Origin of the sequence: Aeromonas sobria, assembly GCF_050266975.1 — a bacterium.
Classification (GTDB): domain Bacteria; phylum Pseudomonadota; class Gammaproteobacteria; order Enterobacterales; family Aeromonadaceae; genus Aeromonas; species Aeromonas sobria_B.
Genome location: NZ_JBKISU010000125.1, coordinates 1 through 300, shown reverse-complemented (window position 1 = coordinate 300; position 300 = coordinate 1). Strand labels below are relative to the sequence as shown.

The 300-nt window shown below is 55.7% G+C and carries 1 protein-coding gene; it reads left to right on the top strand.

The window, feature by feature from the left end:
* A partial coding sequence (locus tag ACLHZ1_RS20740; protein WP_427263557.1) for a transposase occupies positions 1 to 300 on the top strand: 300 nt, incomplete at both ends.

Genomic DNA, 300 nt, shown 5'->3' with positions numbered 1-300 from the left:
AAAACATGGTGGAAGTCATCGAGCCGTTTTACCCCAAGGCTGGTAATGGCCGGCGACCTTATCCGCTGGAAACCATGCTACGCATTCACTGCATGCAGCATTGGTACAACCTGAGCGATGGCGCGATCGAAGATGCTCTGTACGAAATCGCCTCCATGCGTCTGTTTGCCCGATTATCCCTGGATAGCGCCTTGCCGGACCGCACCACCATCATGAATTTCCGCCACCTGCTGGAGCAGCATCAACTGGCCCGCCAATTGTTCAAGACCATCAATCGCTGGCTGGCCGAAGCAGGCGTCA